The sequence below is a fragment of the Streptomyces sp. NPDC044033 genome (assembly GCF_056434425.1).
In genome coordinates, this window is the sequence record NZ_JBWKFF010000005.1 from 62,245 (window position 1) to 77,442 (window position 15,198).

The window sequence follows — 15,198 nt, forward strand, 5'->3', positions numbered from 1 at the left end:
CGCCCCAGCCGTAGGGACGCCCTCGCCGACAGCTTGCGCGCGCGGGTGACAGGGGCCTTCCATTCGCCCCAGAGCTTCCGCTGCCTGAGCAGGGAGGACTCGCGGAGAGTGTCCGCCCCGGTGCGGCGGCGGACACAACCCCCCAAGACGCCCTGGACGGGTTCCGGCGTAGCCGATGCGGTGCGGGACTCCTTGGCAGCGTCCGCCAAGTTGGTCTCTGTTCCTCGGGTGCGCTCGGGCGGATGACAGCGACGTCCTCCGGCGACTCGGCGCCCCGGCATGATCGTGTGGTGGCCAAGGGACCTGCCCGGAACTTGTCGTCATGGACCGTCCATGCAATCGGTGCCTCCGTACGAGCTCCGCGAGGGCCGACCGGCAACGGTCAGGGCTGTTCGACCCATCCCGCCCCGGCGGGCCCCGCCGCAGTCTGGAGCAAGCCTGGCATGCGGGGAGGCATGGATGTCCGAGAGCGCGAAACACGGTAGTGCTCGACCGGGCCGAACTCGCGCGCTCGCCGACAGCGGGCATACGGTTGCCGGGCCCACCGTACGGGGCGGGGCGGCCGTGCTCGCGGAGATCGCCTCTTCGGAGCAACTGCCGCACGGGCGGGCCGGTATCCGCCAGGGTCGGCTCTACCGCGGCGCGGCCATCGACACGGAAGTCGCCGCAGCGTACGGACGCGGAGCCCGCGGCCATGACCTGTGTGTCTGCCGCTCCGCGCTTTTCCTCGATCTCGCCGTCGACCGCACTTGAGGGAGTCTGCCATGGACGACGTCAAGAAGAGCCCGCGCACCGTGAGTGACGTCATGACGCACACGGTCATCGCCATCGGCCGGGACGCTCCGTTCAAGGAGATCGTCCGGACGATGGACCAATGGAAGGTCAGCGCGCTGCCCGTGGTGGGCGGCGAGGGGCGAGTGATCGGCGTCGTCTCCGAGGCCGACCTGCTGCCGAAGGAGGAGTTCCGCGACAGTGATCCCAGCCGCCTCGTCCAGCGTCGGCGGCTGGCCGATCTGGCCAAGGCCGGGGCGTTGGTGGCCTGGGAGGTGATGAGTTCGCCCGCGATTACCGTCCACCCCGACGCGCCTCTCGCGAAAGCCGCTCGGATCATGGCGACCCGGCAGGTCAAACGCCTGCCGGTGGTCGACGCGCGGATGATGCTTCAGGGTGTGGTCAGCCGCAGTGATCTGTTGAAGGTCTTCCTGCGGTCGGACGAGGACCTCGCAGAGGAGGCTCGCCGGGAGGCCGTGGACCGTCTGTTTCCGAACGGGACCGTGACCGTCGCCGTCGAGGAGGGCGTGGTAACTCTGGCCGGGCAGATCCGTGACACCTCGCTGGTCCCGGTCGCGGCGCGGCTGGTGCGCGCCGTCGAGGGAGTGGTGGACATCCGGTTCGATCTGACCGGCCTCCCGAAGCGGGCACCCGATCCCCCGGCTGTGGGCCCGATGTTCTGATGCGGTACCTCGATGGGTACGGCCGCCCCTTGTGCGTCCGCCGACTGCTCGCCGAACCGCGCTGCGTCGCCACCCGCCCTGGCGGATCATGGAGGTGTGCGGCGGGCAGATCCCCTCCCTCCTCCGGCAGGGCATCGACGAATTGCTGCTCGTCGGTATCCGCGTGGCGCACGGCCCCGGCGTGTCCGCGTCCAGCTCGTCCAGTTCCCGGTCCACGAACCTGTACAGACCCAGGCTGTAACTGAGCCTTTCCAACCTCACGTTGATGCGTGGTGAAGGGCGAGGACGGCCTTCACGACGTCGGTGATTCGGTTGGTGCTGCAGCGGAGCTTTCGCAGGAGGCGCCAGCCCTTGAGGGTGGCCATGGCCTGTTCGCCGAGGCAGCGGATCTTGGCGTGGCTGCTGTTGTGGCGGCGCTTCCATCGCTTCAGCCGGCGGCCCCGGAACGGGACCCGGATGAGCCCGCCGGCTCCTTGGTATGCCTTGTCCGCCCAGCACTTGAGCCCCGCATCGGTGAGTGCGTCGACGATGCCGTGAGTGCGAGCGGCGGTCAGGTCGTGCGTAGAGCCCGGAAGAGCGGGCGAGGCCCACAGCAGCCGTCCGAACGGGGCGGTCAGGACCTGGACGTTCATGCCATGTCGTTTGTGTTTGCCGGAGTGGTACGGGGTGTCGGCGGCAATCCGGTTGATCGGCAGGAGCGTTCCGTCGAGGATCACGAAGGCCAGTCGGCTCGCGGTCCGCATGGCCTCGGCCAGGCTCGGCGCGAGTGCGGCCAGGACCTCTACCGCCTCGCGGATGTAGCGGTAGACCGTCGCGATTCCGATGCCGAACCCGGCGGCGAGTTGGGCGTAGTTGTCGCCGCAGCGCAGGTGGGCGAGGACCAGCAGGGCCTGACGGCCCGGTAAGATGCGCCGCCATCGGGTGCCGATCTCGCGACGGCGAGCAGCCAGGTGCTGAGTGAGCTCACGAAGGTGCCCTGCTGGACAGATCGATCGCCGATGGGTAGACAAGCACACGAAGCTCCTGGTCGGCACGGGCGATCTTGGTCGTGAACCCGTCTGCCAGGAGCTTCGTTAGTTCGTACGGTCCGCCAACCGCCAGCCCCCACCGTCAGGTTGGAAAGGGCTCACTGTGAAAATCGCTGTCCGATCACCGGAGCACGGTGATAGACATCCGGCGTGGAAAAGAACCTTGAGTTCCCCGACCTGTTGCGACTGATCGATGAACGGTCGACTGCCTTCCGCGCCGTGGTTGCCGCCGCGCCCGGTCTCGACGCGCAGGTGCCGACCTGCCCCGGGTGGACGCTGTTCGATCTGGTGAAGCACCTGGGCGGGGGAGACCGCTTCTGGGCCGCCATCGTCGGCGCGGGGCCCGCCGACGCGCCCCCGGCCGAGGCCGTCGCCGCGCGCGCCGCGCTGGAAGTGCCTCGGGAGCATGAGGCCCTGCTGGCCTGGCTGGCCGCGTCGACGCAGCTTCTGCTGGGCGCCCTGCGCGCGGCGGGACCGGAGAGCGGTTGCTGGACGTGGTGGCCCGCGTCGCAGTCACCGCAGACCGCCGGCGGCACCGCTCGGCACCGGGTCCAGGAGACCGCGGTGCACACCTACGACGCCCAGCTCGCCTGGGGCGCTCCGCAGCCGCTGCCTGTCGAGGTGGTACTCGACGGTGTGGAGGAGTTCCTGTTCACCGTCTGCGGAACGCCGAGTGCCTGGCCGCACAAGCCCACGGCCTTCGACTTCCACGCCGCCGAGGGTCGCTCCTGGCGCCTCGCCGTCGACGGCGACGGCGCACGCACCACCCGCATCCCCGCGCCCACCGCCGCGACCGGCGAGGACTTGGACGCAGCCGGCGCCTCCGTCCACTGCACGGCCAGTGAGCTGATCCTCTACCTGTACGACCGGATCCAGGCCGACTCCTTGCACGTTGACGGAGACGCAGGGCTGCTCGACCTGCTCCGCGCCTGGGAGCCGGAGGAGAAGTAGGACGTAGCGGGGGCGGTGGCCGGGCCTCGAGCCGGTAGGACACGATTCTTCGCCAGGTTCATCAGTCGCGGCACCGGGCTCAAACCCGCGAGGCGGCCTCGGGGCGTCACCAAGCCGACCGTCTACCTGGATGGCAGTGCGAATTTGTCCGTCCCAGCGATTAGGAGAAGCGACGCGACTGCCGTCGTCCCGATCTCGTCGAGAAGTCAGTCGATCGGGTGACTGCGGTGGCTGCCGTGCATGAGAGCAGGGCCTCTTGGTAGCTCGAAAGGTGTCGAAGCCAACGTGCGGTCCAGGAAGCCCTGTTGTCGCATTTCTACGGCAACGCGGGAGTGGGGTCCACTTCGGCCACTCTTGCATGTGACTGTCTGGATCACAGGTTCGGGAATGCCAGAGACCACGGGGTGCGCGAGCGTCGGTATCCCACCGACATGTCGGATGCCGAGTGGGCGGTGGTCCGGCCACTGCTGCCGGTGCCGGGCTGGCTGCGGGGCCGGGGCGGGCAACCGGAGGCTTATTGCCACCGCGCGATGCTGGACGCGATCCGCTACCTGGTCGACAATGGCACGAAGTGGCGGGCCATTGCTACCACTTCCCACCGTGGGACCGGGTCTACGCGTTCTTCCGGCGCTGGCGCAACCACGATCTGGTCCGCGAGTTCCACGACCGGCTCCGCCGCCGGGTCCGCGGGCGGGCCGGGCGAGACTCGGAGCCGGGCGCGGGCGTGATCGACTCGCAGTCGGTCAAAGCGGACGCGGTCGTCGGCTCTGACAGCTGCGGCTTTGACGGCGGCAAACTGATCAACGGCCGCAAGCGGCACGTCGTGGTCGACACCCTTGGCCTGCTGCTCGCGGTGATGGTCGCCGCAGCGGATGTGGGCGACCGTGTCGCGGCGCAGGTCCTGCTCGCCCAGGTCACTGCCGCGCACCACCTGCTGGCCCTGGTCTGGGCCGACGGCGGATACACCGGCAGCCTCGTCGAGTACTGCCTCGCGGCCCTCGCTCTGGTCCTCGCCATCGTCAAACGCAGCGGCGACATGCGGGGCTTCGTCGTGCTGCCCAAGCTTCTGTGGAATCTGATTTGTCAAGTAGTTCAGCCTTTGCCCTGGTTGACGGCGACGATGGGCAGGAGCGTCGCGGTCGCCGGAACACCGATCTGTCGAGGCGTCGCGCCAGCTGGCGTAGGAACGTCGACCAGCCGCTCCAGAAGCTGGTTGAGTGCGGCCTGCCCGTCGTCGACGGCGGCGCGTTCGTCGTCGTTGAGCGGAACGTTCGCCAACATGCGCTGGAGGTTGTCCTTGGCCTCCAGGAGCTGGCCCTTGCTGGAAGCCTTGGGCGTGTAGAAGTCGCAGCGAGCGCAGGCCATGCGGTCGACCGGAGTATTACCGGTAGTTCGTTAAACCTGGTGGTAGAGATCAAGGGGTCTGCCGGTGGTGACCGCGTCGAGCAGGGCCTGGAGTTCGGCGGGCGGGTCCTTGTCCGTCCAGGCTTGCCACCAGCGGTGCAGGGTGGTGGCGGGGGTGAGCCAGGAGCGGACGGCGCGCAATGCCCTGGGCCGGCAGGGTAGTTGGTGCTGGTGGGGTGTGGCGGTTCCCCCTCTCTGGCCCAGGGGTGGGGCAGGGTTCCGGTGCGGTGGCGTCCAGCGGTCCGGGTGGGGCGAGCCACTGGTCCCAGCAGAAGGTGAACGCGCAGTTGACCAGGGTCTGGTGGCGGCGGATGGCGATGTCGGAGCGGACTTGGAAGTCGGCCCAGCCGAGTTCGTCCTTGATCTGTTTGTAGCTCTGCTCGATCCACGGCCGCAGCCCGTAGAGGCGGACGATCTCGGCGAGGTCGGCGGGCGGGTGCGCGCTGGTGGCGGCGTGTGGTGCGTCGGGGTGGGGCAGGTTGGTGGCGAGATACCAGGTGGCCTTCTCCGGCAGTGTGGCCGGGTCGGTGGTGGCGATGACCAGGCGGCACGGGCCGAGCGGCTGCCAGCCGAGGAGGGTGGCGTCGGCCGCCCACCAGGTCTCGGTATGGCCGTCGTGGAAGCGCCGTTCAACCGGTGTCCAGTCCCCAGGGTGTTGGGCATCCTGCCAGGCCAGAGTGCGGGCGGCGTCGACGGGGGTGTGTGGCTCGGCCGCGGGGGTCCAGGTGCCGCGGTGCCGCTTGAGGGCCACCACGTAGGCCAGCCCGGCCTCGCGCAGTGCGAAATACCAGTCGTCGCTGGCGGAGTAGGCGCAGTCGGCCACCACCGCCCGGCAGGCAAACCCTGCCTCCTTGCCCTGGGCCGCCAGGGCGGCGGACAGCTGCGGCTTGGTGCGGAAGCCGGGATCGTTCCGGCCGCGAGGGAAGTGGTGGGCGGGCGTGTAGGGCTGGGCATGCAGCGGGTAGTACACCCGCCCGTCGGTCCATACCGTGGTCACGGTGACCACGCCGTTGTCCGTCTTGCCGAGCCGGCCCAGCCACTGGCGGCCCACATGCGCGGTGGCCGTGCCGTCCTTGCGGTCCCCGGAGTCGTCGATCACGATGACCCCGCCCTCGTGCGGCGCGGTTTCCGCCTGCTCGCGCAGCAGCCCGAGCCGCCGGGTGTTGATCCTGTCGGCGTCCCAGGTGGACTCCGCGAGGAAGAACTGCAGTCGCTGCACCGCCGGTGAGCCCGCCCCCGCCACGGGCTCCGCTCCGGCCAGGCAGGTGATGGTCTTGTTCCGGTCCCGCGGTGCGAGCAGCCCCGTCAGGTACTCCCGGAACCCCCGCCGCTGGGCCAGGCTGACGAACAGGCCGTCGAAGCGCGCCGCGTACTCCTCCAGCGGCCCCGGCGCGGGCGGACACGGACGTCGCGCGGTCATCGTCGCCCCCAGCTCGGCGAAACCCCCGCACCACCGCCGTACGCCCGCCCCGGCCGGCCGTCAACCCCCACTACCGACGAGTTCAACGAACTACCGCTAGAAGACCGTTGGATCAAGAAGAAGAAGGACCCGGCCACCGGGAAAAGGGAGAAGACCGCTCGCTACGGCCAAGGGAAGCGGTACAAGGTCGCCGGCGTGCCCGGAGTGCGGGACCGATCCTTCGACGTTTTGGAGGATGCCAAGGCGTGACTCCGTCGGGCAGCCACGGATGAGGAGCGAGGCGAGTTCGTGGACCCGCGCGACGGGTCCATCGCCTTGGCCGACTACATCGCGATGCATTGGGCGCCGGGCAGAGGCGGAGTTCCAAAGACCCGGGACAACCAGGAGCGGAGGGCGCGACTTCACATCATTCCGCACCTGGGCCAGCTCCCGCTCAGGAGCATCACGGCGGCGGTTCTGCGCGCGTACATAGCCACGTTGGGGAAGACCGTCGCCTCGGTCGATTACCAGCGCGGCATCCTGTCCGAGCTCTCTTCCATTCTGGAGGCGGCCGTCGATGACAGGCGGCTCGCCAGTAACCTCATGCACGCCAAGTCCGTGCAGTGGCCCAAGGCGCCGCAGGAGCGGCGCGAGGCTTGGCCCTTGGAGAGGGCGCTGCGAGTCCGCGACGTCATCAACCCGCGCAACCGGATAGCTGTCGTGGTCGGTCTGGGGTGCGGTCTCCGGCAGGGCGAGGTGTTCGGGTTGAGCCCTGAGGACATCGACTACGCGCGAGGCGCGCTTCATGTCCGGCGCCAAGTCCAGACGATCCACGGGAAGCTGTACTTCTCCCTGCCGAAGGGGAAGAAGGCCCGTCTCGTCGACATGCCCCCCTCGGTTGCCGAGGAGTTGAAACGCCACGTCGAAGCGTTCCCGCCGGTGGAAGTGGAGCTTCCGTGGGGGAAGCCGGAGGGGCAGGGGAGGAAGTTCTCGCTGCTGCTCACTACACGCTTCGGTAACGCTGTCGCGGTGAACACGTGGAACACCTACACCTGGAAGCCCGCGTTGGCCGCGGCCGGCGTCATCCCGCCGCGTACTAAGGGTGCCAAAGCCTGGCAGTGGGGGGCGGCACCGAAGGACGGCTTCCATGTACTGCGGCATATCTTCGCATCGCTGATGCTGGAGGCCGGAGAGTCCGTCGTGACCTTGGCGCGGTGGCTCGGACACTCCTCCCCGGCGATCACCCTCGGTTACTATGCTCACTTCATGCCCGAGGCAGGGAGCAAGGGGCGTACTGCCATCGACGGTCTGCTCGGGGAGCGGGGATAGACCACGTGCCAGTGGAAACTCCCCAAATTCTCCCCAGGGATGTTGAGGGGCGATTCCCGCTGCTGGACCTCTCTGGAGCGGGCCGTTGATTGAAAGGCTGAAGAGATGGATGGCTTGGGAAAATGTTGAATGAGGTCGTCGTGACCCGCTATGTAACGCCCCTGCGTGAGGGCGGGTCGCTCCCCGGCATCGTCGAGGCCGACGACCTGGGTACGTACGTCATGAAGTTCACCGGCGCCGGGCAGGGCCGCAAGACCCTCGTCGCCGAGGTCATCTGCGGGCAGCTCGGCCGCAGGCTCGGGATGCGGGTGCCGGAGCTGGTGGGGATGCGGCTCGATCCGGTCATCGGGCTGAGCGAGCCGGACCAGGAGGTGCAGGAGCTGCTCAAGTCCAGCGCCGGGCTGAACCTCGGGATGGACTACCTGCCCGGGTCGCTCGGCTTCGACCCGCTTGCCTTCGAGGTCGGTGCGGCGGAGGCCGGGCGTGTGGTCTGGTTCGACGCGCTCATCAACAACGTCGACCGGTCCTGGCGCAACCCCAACCTCCTGGTCTGGCACGGTGAGCTGTGGCTGATCGACCACGGGGCCACCATGATCTGGCACCACAACTGGCCCGGCGCCCAGAAGTCGGCCGCCAAGCCGTACGACGCTTCCGACCACGTCCTGGCGCCCTTCGCGCCGGACATCGCCGCTGCCGCCGCGGAGCTGGCGCCCCTGGTCACCGAGGAGCTGCTGACCGAGGTCGCCGCCGACGTGCCCGAGGAATGGCTGGTCGACGAACCGGGCTTCGACAGTACGGACGCGCTGCGCCGCGCGTACGTCGAGGCGCTGCTGGAGCGCGCCCGTACGGTCACCGACGGGATCACGCTCGGCGCGCCCTCGAAGGACAAGCCCTCGCAGGCGCCGGAGTGGCTGGCGTCCCGACTGCACCGGAAGGCCGTGAAGTGAACGCCCCGCACCATGGCCGCGACGTCTTCGAGTACGCGCTGCTGCGCGTCGTGCCGAGCGTCGAGCGCGGCGAGATGATCAACGCGGGCGTCCTCGTCTACTGCCGGGCGAAGAGCCTGGTCGTCGCCCGTACGCACCTGGACGAGGCGCGGCTGTTCGCGCTGGCCCCCGCCGTGGACGTCGAGGGCGTACGGGCGGCGCTCGGCGCGGTCGAGGGCGTCTGCCTCGGCGGCGAGCGGGCCGGCCAGGCCGCGGCGGACGACGCGGGGCGGCGGTTCCGCTGGCTGATCGCGCCGCGCAGTACGGTCGTACAGCCCGGGCCGGTGCACACCGGGCTGACCCTGGACGCGGAGGCTGAGGCGGAGCGCCTGCTCGACCTGCTGGTGAGGTGAGCGGAGGAGGCGTTGACAGCCGGTGGCCGGGCTTCTAGCGTCAGCTCTGCTGAAGGTACTAAGCGGTTGCTCACCCATACACGGTCCGGGGCGGTGAGCCGCTTCCGAGGTGAGGAGATTCCGCATGTCCACCACTGAGCAGCGCGTAGCCGTCGTGACGGGCGCGGCCCGCGGCATCGGCGCGGCCACCGCCGTGCGGCTGGCCGCCGAGGGCCGCGCCGTCGCCGTGCTCGACCTCGACGAGGCCGCCTGCGCGGAGACCGTCAAGAAGATCACCACGGCGGGCGGCAAGGCCCTCGCCGTCGGCTGCGATGTCTCCGATCCGGCACAGGTCGAGGCGGCCGTCGCGCGGGTGGCGGCCGAACTCGGCGCCCCGACGATCCTCGTCAACAACGCGGGCGTGCTCCGCGACAACCTCCTCTTCAAGATGAGCGAGACCGACTGGGACACGGTCATGAACGTGCATCTGCGGGGCGCGTTCCTGATGTCGCGCGCCTGCCAGAAGCACATGGTGGACGCGGGCTTCGGCCGCATCGTCAACCTCTCCAGCTCCTCCGCGCTCGGCAACCGGGGCCAGGCCAACTACGCCGCGGCCAAGGCCGGCCTCCAGGGGCTCACCAAGACCCTCGCCAAGGAGCTCGGCAAGTTCGGCATCACCGCCAACTCCGTGGCCCCCGGCTTCATCGTCACCGACATGACCGCCGCCACCGCCGAGCGCGTCGGCATGGGCTTCGAGGAGTTCCAGGCCGCTGCCGCCACTCAGATCCCCGTCCAGCGGGTGGGGGTACCGGACGACATCGCCAACGCGATCGCGTTCTTCGCGGGCGAGGCGGCCGGGTTCGTATCGGGGCAGGTCATGTACGTGGCCGGCGGCCCGCTCAACTGACGAGGAACGGCACATCACATGACTGCACAGGACCAGGGGCGCACCGACGACGCCGGGAGCCGCGGCTCCGGGCGGGTCGCCATCATCACGGGCGCGAGCCGGGGCATCGGGTACGGCATCGCCGAGGCGCTCGTGGCGCGCGGTGACCGCGTCGTGATCACCGGGCGCGGTGAGGAAGCCCTCAAGGAGGCCGTACAGCGGCTCGGCGAGGACCGCGCGATCGGCGTCGCGGGCAAGGCCGCCGACGAGGCGCACCGGGCGACGGTCGTCGAACGCGCCATGGAGACCTTCGGACGCGTCGACTACCTCGTCAACAACGCGGGCACCAACCCGGTCTTCGGCCCCATCACGGAGCTGGACCTCGGCGTGGCCCGCAAGGTCTACGAGACCAATGTGCTCTCGGCGCTCGGCTTCGCCCAGCAGACGTGGCAGGCATGGCAGAAGGAGAACGGCGGCGCGATCGTCAACATCGCCTCCGTCGCCGGCGTCTCCGCCTCCCCGTTCATCGGGGCGTACGGCATGAGCAAGGCCGCGATGGTCAACCTCACGCTGCAGCTCGCCCACGAGATGGCCCCGATGGCCCGGGTCAACTCGATCGCTCCGGCGATCGTGAAGACCAAGTTCGCGGCCGCCCTCTACGAGGACCGGGAGGCGGAGGCCGTCGCGGGATACCCGATGGGGCGGCTCGGCGTCCCCGCGGACATCGGGGGCGCCGCCGCGTTCCTGCTCTCCGACGCGGCGGGCTGGATCACCGGCCAGAACCTCGTCGTCGACGGCGGACTGTTCCTCAACGCCGGGGTGTAGCCGCCGCCGGGGTGGGAGCGGCGGGCCCCGGTCCGCCGCCCCCACCCCCGCTGTCAGTGGTCGCCGGTAGGTTCTGTGGTCGACAGCGGATCACACACCGGAGGTTGTTGAACGTGACCGACATGCTGCCCGAGTCCTGGACGGGCGTCCTCGGCGACGAGCTGGAGAAGCCCTATTTCAAGGAGCTGATGGGCTTCGTCGAGGAGGAGCGGGCGAAGGGCCCGGTCCACCCCCCGCGCGAGGAGGTCTTCGCGGCCCTCGACGCGACGCCGTACGACCAGGTGAAGGTGCTGATCCTCGGGCAGGACCCGTACCACGGCGCGGGCCAGGGACACGGCCTGTGCTTCTCGGTGCGGCCGGGGGTCAAGACCCCGCCGTCGCTGCGGAACATCTACAAGGAGATGCACGCCGAGCTGGGCCACCCCGTCCCCGACAACGGCTATCTGATGCCGTGGGCCGAGCAGGGAGTCCTGCTGCTCAACGCGGTGCTGACGGTCCGCGGCGGCGAGGCCAACTCCCACAAGGGCAAGGGGTGGGAGAAGTTCACCGACGCGGTGATCCGTGCGGTGGCCGACCGCCCCGACCCGGCGGTCTTCGTGCTCTGGGGCAACTACGCGCAGAAGAAGCTGCCGCTCATCGACGAGGAGCGGCACGCGGTGGTCAAGGGCGCACACCCCTCTCCGCTGTCCGCCAAGAAGTTCTTCGGCTCCAGCCCCTTCACCCAGATCAACGCGGCGGTCGGGGCCCAGGGGCACCGGCCCATAGACTGGCGGATCCCGGACCTCGCCGCCTGACCTCCTCGGAGGAGGCCGCAGCCGGCCGCCCGACCTGGATCGGACGGCGTCGCAGCCGGTCGACCGGACCGGTCAGCCGAGGTCGTAGTCGAGGGTGTAGGGCGTCTCCTTCTCGCCCTTCTGGGCGGTGAACGCGCCCTTTCCGGCCAGGCCGGTCAGCGCGCCGCCGGAGGCCCCCGCCAGCACTTCGAAGACGCAGTGCACGGCGCCCTCTTCGTCGAAGTGTCCGCGGTGCGTGAGGACGAAACTGCCCTTGCGGCCGTCGAGGGCGCCGTCGACCTGTTCGTAGCCGGCGAAGACACCCGTCGTCTCGCTGGTGTAGACGATCGTGTACTCGCACGAGGTGCCGGTCGCCTCGATCGCGCCCGTGAAGCCGTTGGTCACCCGCGCGTGGGAGAGCCGGGCCGCGCCCTCGACCTGGCTGACCCGGCTCTCGTCCCAGTCGGCGAAGGTGAAGGTGCCGGTGGCGTGTGTGGTCATGGCGGTTCCTTTCAGCTGCCGTACGGGTCTGTCCGTACGGCGATGCGCCCAGCGTGACCGCCATACCTGACACCTCCTGTCAGGTACGGCGGAAGACGGCGGACAATGCCGTCATGCGCGCCGACCGCCTGCTCTCCCTGCTCCTGCTGCTCCAGAACCGCGGCAGGATGACCGCGCCCGAGCTCGCCGCGGAGCTCGACGTCTCCGTCCGCACGGTCTACCGGGACGTCGAGGCGCTCAGCACCTCCGGCGTGCCGGTCTACGCGGACCGGGGACCGGCCGGCGGCTACCGGCTGCTGGACGGCTACCGCACCCGGCTGACCGGGCTCACCGGCGACGAGGCCGACTCGCTCTTCCTCGCCGGGACGCCGGGCGCCGCGGCCGAGTTGGGCCTCGGCGCGGATCTCGCCACCGCACAGCTCAAGCTCCGGGCCGCGCTGCCGCACGGGCTGGGGGAGCGCTCGCGCCGCATCCAGGAGCGGTTCCATCTGGACGCGCCCGCGTGGTTCCGCGACGCGGATCCGGTGCCGCAGCTCGCGGCGGTCGCCGAGGCGGTCTGGCAGCAGCGTGTGCTGCGCGTCCACTACCGGCGCTGGAGCGGCGAGGTGCACCGCGATCTCCAGCCTCTGGGCCTCGTCCTCAAGGGCGGCATCTGGTATCTGGTGGCGCGGGCCGGGGAGAGCGTCCGTACGTACCGGGTCTCCCGGATCCTGGCCGCCGATGTCCTCGACGAGCCCTTCGAGCGTCCCGCAGGCTTCGACCTGGCCGACTACTGGCAGCGGTCCTCGCGCCGATTGGAGGACCTGCGCTTCCAGGGCGAGGCGCTGCTGCGGATATCACCGAGGGGGCTGCGGCTGCTGCCCGCGCAGTTCGGCGCGGTGGGCGGGGCGGCCGCCGCGGCGGCGGGGGAGCCGGACGGCGACGGCTGGGTGCGGGTGACGCTGCCCGTCGAGTCGCTGCCGGTCGCGGTCCACGACGTGCTGCGGCTGGGCGTGGAGGCCGAGGTGCTCGGCCCGCCGGAGCTGCGAGCCGCGCTCGCCGAGGAGGTGGGGGAACTGGCGCGGCGGTACGGGCAGCCGACATGAGGTGCGGCGGTCCCCTGTACGGTCACGGCCGGCCGTGCCGCGCCCGCGTCTGCCCGGTACGTCCGTACCGGGCCCGCGCCTGCCTTGTACGGGCACATAGCCCGTACCGTCCGTACACCCGTACCGCAGAGGGCCGTGGATCAGCCGGACGCCGTGCCCCGCAGCGTGCTCACCGCGTCCGTGAGGGCCTTGACCACCAGCTGGGCGTCCTCCGCGGTCGTGCGCCAATTGCTGAACGCCGCCCGCAGCGCGGGCTCCCCGGCGTACACCGTGGGCGTCAGAAAGGCCGTACCCGCCATCTCCCGGGCGAGAGCGGCGAGCCGCTCGGCGGTGGGGTCCTCGGCCAGGGTGAAGCAGACGACGTTGAGATGGACCGGCGCGAGAAGGCGCAGACCGGGATGGGCGTCGACGGCCTCGCCCACCGTGCGGGCACCGGTCACGCACCGTTCGACGATCTCGCGGTAGCCGTCCCGCCCGTACGCGCGCAGGGTGAACCAAGCGCCGAGCGCCCGCAGCCGCCGGGAGTTCTCCGGGGTGAGATGGACCGCCTCGGGCGCGCCGTCCAGCGGGCCGAGGTAGGCCGCGGCGTTCTGGAAGACCCGGGCTTGCAGGTCGCGGCGGCGCGTGAACTGCACCGCGCTGTCATAGGGCACGTTCAGCCACTTGTGCAGGTCCACGCAGAGGGAATCGGCCTGGTCGATGCCGTCGACCAGGTGCGCGTGCGCGGGGGAGAGGGCGGCGAACGCGCCGAAGGCGGCGTCCACGTGCAGCCAGAAGTCGTACCTCTCGCGCAGCGCGGCGATGGCGCGCAGATCATCGAAGTCGACGGTGTTGACCGTGCCCGCGTTGGCGACGACGACGCAGGGGCCGCCGGTCTCCCGCAAGGCCCGTTCCAGGGCGGCCGGGTCGACGGCCTCCCGACCGGGGAGGGTGGCCACCGGGACCAGGGCGGAGCGGCCCAGGCCGAGCATCGACAGGCCCTTGGCCACGCTGGAATGCGGGCTGCCCGAGAACACCCGCACCGGGCCCAGGGCCGCGGCCCCCGCCTCGGCCGGCGAGACGCCGAGCCGCTCACCGAGCCACTCGCGGGCGACGGCCAGGCCCACGATGTTGGACATGGTGGCGCCGCTCACGAAGTTCCCCCCATGGCCGCCGGACAGGCCGAAGAGATCGCGCAGCCAGCCGACCGTCTCGTGCTCCAGACGCTGACCGGCGGGGTCCAGCGACGACATCGGGTTCTGGTCGACGGTCGAGGTCAGCCAGTCCCCGGCGAGCGCCGCGGGGGTCACGCCGCCGGTGACGAAGCCGAGGTAGCGCGGCCCCGCCCCCGCCGACAGCCCCGGCTCCCAGCGCTCGGCGAACTCCCGCAGCGCGGCGCTCAGCCCGTCCCCGCGTGCGGGCAGAGCGGCGGCGGCGGGGGCCTGAGCCGTGGGAACGACCGGCCGCTCGTCCAGACCGCCGAGGAAGGCCGCGGCATGCCGGCGGACGTCCTCCAGCAGATCCGGCAGCCGGTCCAGGTCTGCGGCGAGTTGAGGGTGCACTACGGGCTCCGTTCGTCGGTTCGCGATGGTGACGCTAATCCGGCGAAGGCCGCAGGGCTCGGTCCAATCGTCGAAAACTGGACCGGGCCGCCATGGGGAGGAGGGGCCGACACACGCGGTCAGTCGCTGGTGGCACCGTCGATGCACTGGCGGATGAGATCGGCGTGGCCGTTGTGGCGCGCGTACTCCTCGATCATGTGGGTCATGATCCAGCGGAGGTTGAAGTCGTAGCCGGTGCGGTGGGTGCCGGAGTTGCGGTCCTCCAGCGACCGGGACGCGGCCGCTTCCCGGGCCCGCTCGATCTCGTGCTGCCAGGTGGCGAAGGCGTTCTCGAAAGTGTCCCGCTCGGTGACGCGGAAGTCCCCGTCCAGGTCGTCGTCGCTGTAGTGGATCGGCGGGGCGTCCTCCCCGGCGAGCACCCGCCGGAACCAGCCGCGTTCGACATCCGCCATGTGCCGTACGAGCCCCATCAGCGTGAGGTCCGAGGGCGGCACGGACGCCTCGCGCAGTTGCGCGTCGTCGAGTCCGGCGCACTTGGCGGCCAAGGTGGCCCGGTGCTGGTCGAGCCAGCCCTCCAGCATGGCGCGTTCGTCGGCGGTCGTGGACGGTGAGGGGATCTCGATCTCGGAAGTCGTCATGAGCGCAATCATGACCACTCGGGCGGCGACGGAGCGAGCCATTATCGGGCTGCCGGGGCTCCCGCG

Annotated in this window: 16 protein-coding genes and 2 pseudogenes; 13 read left to right on the forward strand and 5 right to left on the reverse strand. The window is 70.4% G+C overall.

Features of this window, described 5'->3' with window-relative positions; translation table 11 throughout:
- Positions 1–459: 459 nt before the first annotated feature.
- The 3 genes from AC07AB_RS11455 to AC07AB_RS11465 all read left to right on the forward strand — a co-directional run bounded on the left by AC07AB_RS11455 (position 460) and on the right by AC07AB_RS11465 (position 1,695).
- On the forward strand, positions 460–753 hold the full coding sequence (locus AC07AB_RS11455; RefSeq protein WP_478563776.1) for a hypothetical protein: 294 nt from the start codon (positions 460–462) through the stop codon (positions 751–753).
- Between the two features lie 11 nt (positions 754–764).
- A complete protein-coding gene (locus tag AC07AB_RS11460) occupies positions 765–1,454 on the forward strand; it encodes a CBS domain-containing protein (RefSeq protein WP_478563779.1) in 690 nt (229 codons plus the stop codon).
- 88 nt (positions 1,455–1,542) lie between these two features.
- On the forward strand, positions 1,543–1,695 hold the full coding sequence (locus AC07AB_RS11465; RefSeq protein WP_478564685.1) for a hypothetical protein: 153 nt from the start codon (positions 1,543–1,545) through the stop codon (positions 1,693–1,695).
- 16 nt (positions 1,696–1,711) lie between these two features.
- On the opposite strand, the pseudogene AC07AB_RS11470 reads toward AC07AB_RS11465, so the two are convergent.
- A pseudogene (locus AC07AB_RS11470) lies at positions 1,712–2,468 on the reverse strand (transposase family protein).
- A gap of 164 nt (positions 2,469–2,632) precedes the next feature.
- Here AC07AB_RS11470 and AC07AB_RS11475 point away from each other — a divergent pair.
- From AC07AB_RS11475 to AC07AB_RS11485, 3 genes and pseudogenes are all read left to right on the forward strand, one after another.
- Positions 2,633–3,433, forward strand: coding sequence for a maleylpyruvate isomerase family mycothiol-dependent enzyme (locus tag AC07AB_RS11475; protein ID WP_478563782.1), 801 nt, complete (start codon positions 2,633–2,635; stop codon positions 3,431–3,433).
- 431 nt (positions 3,434–3,864) lie between these two features.
- Positions 3,865–3,960, forward strand: a pseudogene (locus tag AC07AB_RS11480) (IS5 family transposase); the annotation flags it as partial.
- A gap of 44 nt (positions 3,961–4,004) precedes the next feature.
- Positions 4,005–4,775, forward strand: coding sequence for a transposase (locus AC07AB_RS11485; RefSeq protein WP_478563784.1), 771 nt, complete (start codon positions 4,005–4,007; stop codon positions 4,773–4,775).
- Positions 4,776–4,847: 72 nt separating this feature from the next.
- Here AC07AB_RS11485 and AC07AB_RS11490 read toward each other — a convergent pair whose 3' ends face one another.
- Positions 4,848–6,257 (reverse strand): IS701 family transposase, encoded by a 1,410-nt coding sequence (locus AC07AB_RS11490; protein ID WP_478563787.1) that lies wholly within the window; start codon positions 6,255–6,257, stop codon positions 4,848–4,850.
- Positions 6,258–6,545: 288 nt separating this feature from the next.
- On the opposite strand from AC07AB_RS11490, the gene AC07AB_RS11495 reads away from it, so the two are divergent.
- From AC07AB_RS11495 to AC07AB_RS11520, 6 genes are all read left to right on the forward strand, one after another.
- Entirely contained in the window at positions 6,546–7,565 is a 1,020-nt protein-coding gene (locus AC07AB_RS11495; RefSeq protein WP_478563790.1) for a tyrosine-type recombinase/integrase, read from the forward strand.
- Positions 7,566–7,687: 122 nt separating this feature from the next.
- Entirely contained in the window at positions 7,688–8,512 is an 825-nt protein-coding gene (locus AC07AB_RS11500; RefSeq protein ID WP_478563793.1) for a HipA family kinase, read from the forward strand.
- Positions 8,509–8,904: a DUF3037 domain-containing protein gene (locus AC07AB_RS11505; protein ID WP_478563796.1), complete on the forward strand. Its 396-nt coding sequence runs from the start codon at positions 8,509–8,511 to the stop codon at positions 8,902–8,904. The genes AC07AB_RS11500 and AC07AB_RS11505 overlap by 4 nt, the downstream gene beginning before the upstream one ends.
- 124 nt (positions 8,905–9,028) lie before the next feature.
- Entirely contained in the window at positions 9,029–9,790 is a 762-nt protein-coding gene (fabG, locus tag AC07AB_RS11510; RefSeq protein ID WP_478563799.1) for a 3-oxoacyl-ACP reductase FabG, read from the forward strand.
- 18 nt (positions 9,791–9,808) lie between these two features.
- Positions 9,809–10,594, forward strand: coding sequence for an SDR family oxidoreductase (locus tag AC07AB_RS11515; protein ID WP_478563802.1), 786 nt, complete (start codon positions 9,809–9,811; stop codon positions 10,592–10,594).
- Positions 10,595–10,716: 122 nt separating this feature from the next.
- Positions 10,717–11,388, forward strand: a complete 672-nt coding sequence (locus tag AC07AB_RS11520; RefSeq protein WP_478564688.1) for a uracil-DNA glycosylase — start codon at positions 10,717–10,719, stop codon at positions 11,386–11,388.
- A 72-nt stretch (positions 11,389–11,460) separates the two neighbouring features.
- Here AC07AB_RS11520 and AC07AB_RS11525 read toward each other — a convergent pair whose 3' ends face one another.
- On the reverse strand, positions 11,461–11,868 hold the full coding sequence (locus tag AC07AB_RS11525) for a DUF3224 domain-containing protein (protein WP_478563805.1): 408 nt from the start codon (positions 11,866–11,868) through the stop codon (positions 11,461–11,463).
- A 113-nt stretch (positions 11,869–11,981) separates the two neighbouring features.
- Between AC07AB_RS11525 and AC07AB_RS11530 the strand changes: the two genes are divergently transcribed.
- Positions 11,982–12,953: a helix-turn-helix transcriptional regulator gene (locus tag AC07AB_RS11530; RefSeq protein ID WP_478563808.1), complete on the forward strand. Its 972-nt coding sequence runs from the start codon at positions 11,982–11,984 to the stop codon at positions 12,951–12,953.
- Between the two features lie 140 nt (positions 12,954–13,093).
- On the opposite strand, the gene AC07AB_RS11535 is transcribed toward AC07AB_RS11530, so the two are convergent.
- Positions 13,094–14,494, reverse strand: a complete 1,401-nt coding sequence (locus AC07AB_RS11535; protein WP_478563811.1) for a pyridoxal phosphate-dependent decarboxylase family protein — start codon at positions 14,492–14,494, stop codon at positions 13,094–13,096.
- A 119-nt stretch (positions 14,495–14,613) separates the two neighbouring features.
- Positions 14,614–15,132 carry a DinB family protein gene (locus AC07AB_RS11540; RefSeq protein ID WP_478563814.1) on the reverse strand — a complete coding sequence of 173 codons (519 nt, stop codon included), beginning with the start codon at positions 15,130–15,132 and terminating at the stop codon, positions 14,614–14,616.
- Positions 15,133–15,198 lie beyond the last annotated feature (66 nt).

What these genes read in the sequence shown, in the direction of transcription:
- AC07AB_RS11455 (WP_478563776.1), top strand. Translation starts at nt 460, where the DNA reads ATGTCCGAGAGCGCGAAACACGGTAGTGCTCGACCGGGCCGAACTCGC.
- AC07AB_RS11460 (WP_478563779.1), top strand. Translation starts at nt 765, where the DNA reads ATGGACGACGTCAAGAAGAGCCCGCGCACCGTGAGTGACGTCATGACG.
- AC07AB_RS11465 (WP_478564685.1), top strand. Translation starts at nt 1,543, where the DNA reads ATGGAGGTGTGCGGCGGGCAGATCCCCTCCCTCCTCCGGCAGGGCATC.
- AC07AB_RS11490 (WP_478563787.1), bottom strand. Translation starts at nt 6,257, where the DNA reads ATGACCGCGCGACGTCCGTGTCCGCCCGCGCCGGGGCCGCTGGAGGAG.
- AC07AB_RS11500 (WP_478563793.1), top strand. Translation starts at nt 7,688, where the DNA reads ATGTTGAATGAGGTCGTCGTGACCCGCTATGTAACGCCCCTGCGTGAG.
- fabG (WP_478563799.1), top strand. Translation starts at nt 9,029, where the DNA reads ATGTCCACCACTGAGCAGCGCGTAGCCGTCGTGACGGGCGCGGCCCGC.
- AC07AB_RS11515 (WP_478563802.1), top strand. Translation starts at nt 9,809, where the DNA reads ATGACTGCACAGGACCAGGGGCGCACCGACGACGCCGGGAGCCGCGGC.
- AC07AB_RS11520 (WP_478564688.1), top strand. Translation starts at nt 10,717, where the DNA reads ATGCTGCCCGAGTCCTGGACGGGCGTCCTCGGCGACGAGCTGGAGAAG.
- AC07AB_RS11525 (WP_478563805.1), bottom strand. Translation starts at nt 11,868, where the DNA reads ATGACCACACACGCCACCGGCACCTTCACCTTCGCCGACTGGGACGAG.
- AC07AB_RS11530 (WP_478563808.1), top strand. Translation starts at nt 11,982, where the DNA reads ATGCGCGCCGACCGCCTGCTCTCCCTGCTCCTGCTGCTCCAGAACCGC.
- AC07AB_RS11540 (WP_478563814.1), bottom strand. Translation starts at nt 15,132, where the DNA reads ATGACGACTTCCGAGATCGAGATCCCCTCACCGTCCACGACCGCCGAC.